Here is a 3353-nt window from a genome sequence, read left to right as displayed (position 1 = left end):
CTGTGAAAGAAAGCTTACCTTCGATTCCTTTTTTCTGCCATGAATCATCACGATTTAAAGCATTATTCTCAACCGCATTTTTACCCGCAGCGATAGCGGTGCCAGCATCACCCACATCGCCCCCAGCAACAGCAATAGCCAGTTGGGCGAGTGCGCTGATAGTGCGTTTATCTTCTTCAGTTAAGTCTTTTACATCCTTGCCGTAAAGTTGTTTACGAATGATATCCGCCGCCAGCTCACCTCCAACAGCACCCGCACCACCAACAAGTCCTGAGTTGCCTTGTAGCTCGGCAACCAATCTGCTAATCACAACAACCCGACACTAAGAGGTAGTTATTTTAACTAAGGTCTATTCTAAACCAAAAACAGCGCTGCTAAAGATGAACCACCTATTACACCGTTGGGGATCGCTCTAACGTTGGTAGAGGTATTTCCCCCTTAATTTACCATTAAAGACAACCGGTTAAATGAACTCGGATTCACCACAGGCCAATCCGTCATCATTACCGCTAAAAAAGGTAAGTTAATTGTCGAGCTTGTGAGGTAAATCGCATAAGTGATAAATAATTAACTTAGTTCCGCTATCTCTATAGCAGAACTGAGCTGAATTATTATTTGCCGGTTATGCTTAATTTACTGGATAATATAAAGTCCTATATTATCTACTATTTTTTTTATTGTTTTTTGAAGTGATACTAATTCATGATTATCTTTTAGAAAGAAAAACTGATGAGTTAAATCATAACCAGCAACAGAAAACATCAATAATGAAGGATACAAAAATTGACATAGTGGCTTTTCTTTCATTGCATTTCTTACAGCCAACAAATACTCATCAAAATTTAATGAGAGTAAATTACCATCAATACATACCATTTCTTGTTTGTCTGATAAATAATATAATGATTCATATAATTTTATAAATTTACCCTCAATATTTTTGAATAACTTTTCTTTTTCAATGTTACCTTTAATATCAGAATAACAGATTAATTCTGCTTTAGAATATTCATCTTCATTCAAATAATGGTCAAAATGAGAAATAGTTATTACATTATAGCTATTCATAAAACTATCATCATCAAAATCTATCGATAAAAAACTATCAATTAATTTATTCATTTTCTTAGTACATTCCCATTTTCATCTAATGTTGCAATCCGATTACCTTTTTTATCCATAAGCTTCCACGCACTTCCACCATGAGAATTAGCTCCAGCCCTATCAGGAGAAAGAATCCAACCAGTCTTTGGATCAACATAATTTGTTTTACCATCAGATACTTTTTTTCGATCTGTAAATTTACTTAAATCAATTTGGTCACCTTTATTTAAATCACCTTTGTAGTCCACAAAAGACTTATCTTGATTAGTAAGAATAAAACCCCGCCAATCACCAACATCTATTTCAGGACCTTCAAAAATACCACTATTCTTATCTTGCTCCACTATTGGTGTGACTAATTTTCCATTGTCTTTATTTTGTTCAGGAATTGGGGTAACTAGCTTTCCATCATCTTTATCTTGTTCTTGAATTGTCGAACCAGGTAAAGGAGGTAATGGTTCTGAGATAGGATACCCTTCATTTTGATGAGACCCACCATAAATTTCATAAGTTTTTAGTACTGCATTTTCGAAGTTACTATCTCCCATCGGATCAACTAATGCAAGATCAATTAATTTCCTTTGTTCGAACGTTAGACTGGTTAAAAAAGATTCGGCTTCAGCAATACTTAATCCTTTTGCAACTCGTACATCAACTGCTGTAATTGTTACTTGTTGCCCAAATGTTTCAGGTCGAAGAACTCGCCAAGCAATTATTGTAGCTTGAGCCAGATAGTTATTCTCAACCGCATTTTTACCCGCAGCAATAGCGGTGCCGGCATCACCTACATCTCCCCCTGCAACGGCAATAGTCAGACCGGTGGCCAGTTGGGCGAGTGCGTTGATGTTTTGTTTTTCTGCTTCGGTTAATTGGTTGTCGTTTTTATCCCCATAAAATGTTTTTCGAATGACTTGTGCTGCCAGTTCATCGGTCACCACACTCACTACGGCAAACACCCAGTTCTATATCTAAAAGGTAATTGGCTAGAACAAACTGGCTTTACAACCGGACAATTCGTCACCATTACTACTAAAAAGGTAAGTTAATTGTCCAACTTGCGAAGTAGGTCTCATAGTTGATAAATAATTGATCCAGTTCTGCTACATTGGGCGTATAGCCGAGCTAATGCTATAATTTAAATCATTTAATTCTATGACATTAATATCATTGCATATTAATTTGATCATGTAATCACCATGAATATTTATGATGTGACATGGTTCGCCAGAATTATAACTATATGGATAGCTTTCTATATCTTTAGGGTTAAGTATTCTATATTCATGTGAAACATCAATTGTATCTCCAATCTCTTGAATTTCATTATATTGGCTCTCTATTGACATAAACAAAATTACATTAAATTCAATATGTATAATTTTATCTAAAGCAATTGCTTTAATTTTTAATTGATTATTCGATACATTTAATTCACAAATCCAGCTAATTGATAACTTTCCTATATCTAACATGATTTATTTACCCCCTCTAAAATTTATTGTTTCTGTTGGATGTAGCTCATGAGGTAAATTTCTAGGAATTTCAGAGCCATTTGAATCCAATCTCTGTCCTTTATTTATAGTAGAACCATTTTGACCATATTTTGGTGCCGCAGTCCTAACTACTCGACCTGTATTCCAGTTAATATCAACTTTAGAACCATCTTTACCTCTAAATGTTTGCCAACCATTAGGACTAATTTTACCACCACTAAAACCATTTTCTTCAAGTAATTTCCTTGCATCGTCAGGTAATTTACCATTTAAACTAGGTAGATCTGAAGCTGCACCGTTACCTCCAACACCTTTTTTATCACCATTATTAGAAGAGTTATTTTTGGACTTATCTTTATCATTGTCATCAGGGGGTAAGCTCGCACCACCGCTAGCAGTACCTGAGCCAGTTTGAGCTCCTGTTGATGCTTGACTATCAGAGTTGTCATTTGATGAACCATCATCATCTTTTATAAGAGCACCATATTTTTACCCGCTGCAATAGCGGTGCCGGCATCACCCACATCGCCTCCAGCAACGGCAATAGCCAGTCCGGTGGCCAGTTGGGCCAGTGCGCTGATAGTGCGTTTATCTTCTTCAGTTAGGTCTTTTACATCCTTGCCATAAAGTTGTTTACGAATGATATCCGCTGCCAGTTCACCCCCAACAGCACCTGCACCACCAACAAGTCCTGAGTTGCCTTGTAGCTCGGCAACCACAGCGCCTAAAATCGCATGAGTAATTAAGTTTCCGGCA

Annotated in this window: 6 protein-coding genes; 1 reads left to right on the top strand and 5 read right to left on the bottom strand. The window is 36.7% G+C overall.

Annotated elements, in window-relative coordinates; translation table 11 throughout:
* From J3U63_RS13070 to J3U63_RS13060, 3 genes are all read right to left on the bottom strand, one after another.
* The coding region (locus J3U63_RS13070; protein WP_267371819.1) for a VENN motif pre-toxin domain-containing protein at positions 1-310 on the bottom strand (310 nt) is incomplete at its 3' end.
* Positions 311-633: 323 nt separating this feature from the next.
* Positions 634-1122 carry a hypothetical protein gene (locus tag J3U63_RS13065; protein WP_267371818.1) on the bottom strand — a complete coding sequence of 163 codons (489 nt, stop codon included), beginning with the start codon at positions 1120-1122 and terminating at the stop codon, positions 634-636.
* Positions 1119-2060 carry a VENN motif pre-toxin domain-containing protein gene (locus tag J3U63_RS13060; RefSeq protein ID WP_267371816.1) on the bottom strand — a complete coding sequence of 314 codons (942 nt, stop codon included), beginning with the start codon at positions 2058-2060 and terminating at the stop codon, positions 1119-1121. Before J3U63_RS13060 ends, J3U63_RS13065 begins: the two co-directional genes overlap by 4 nt.
* Here J3U63_RS13060 and J3U63_RS13470 point away from each other — a divergent pair.
* A complete protein-coding gene (locus J3U63_RS13470; RefSeq protein WP_416381314.1) occupies positions 2016-2150 on the top strand; it encodes a SymE family type I addiction module toxin in 135 nt (44 codons plus the stop codon). The two genes, J3U63_RS13060 and J3U63_RS13470, sit on opposite strands and share 45 nt — an antisense overlap.
* A 54-nt stretch (positions 2151-2204) precedes the next feature.
* Here J3U63_RS13470 and J3U63_RS13055 read toward each other — a convergent pair whose 3' ends face one another.
* Both J3U63_RS13055 and J3U63_RS13050 read right to left on the bottom strand, forming a co-directional pair.
* Positions 2205-2576 carry a hypothetical protein gene (locus J3U63_RS13055; RefSeq protein ID WP_267371815.1) on the bottom strand — a complete coding sequence of 124 codons (372 nt, stop codon included), beginning with the start codon at positions 2574-2576 and terminating at the stop codon, positions 2205-2207.
* Between the two features lie 491 nt (positions 2577-3067).
* The coding region (locus J3U63_RS13050) for a VENN motif pre-toxin domain-containing protein (RefSeq protein ID WP_267371814.1) at positions 3068-3353 on the bottom strand (286 nt) is incomplete at its 5' end.

Source organism: Gilliamella sp. B2838, assembly GCF_026536185.1.
Classification (GTDB): domain Bacteria; phylum Pseudomonadota; class Gammaproteobacteria; order Enterobacterales; family Orbaceae; genus Gilliamella.
This window is presented reverse-complemented; position numbering and strand designations above follow the sequence as displayed.

Coding starts and splice junctions, on each gene's coding strand:
- J3U63_RS13065 (WP_267371818.1), bottom strand. CDS start 1,122: ATGAATAAATTAATTGATAGTTTTTTATCGATAGATTTTGATGATGAT.
- J3U63_RS13055 (WP_267371815.1), bottom strand. CDS start 2,576: ATGTTAGATATAGGAAAGTTATCAATTAGCTGGATTTGTGAATTAAAT.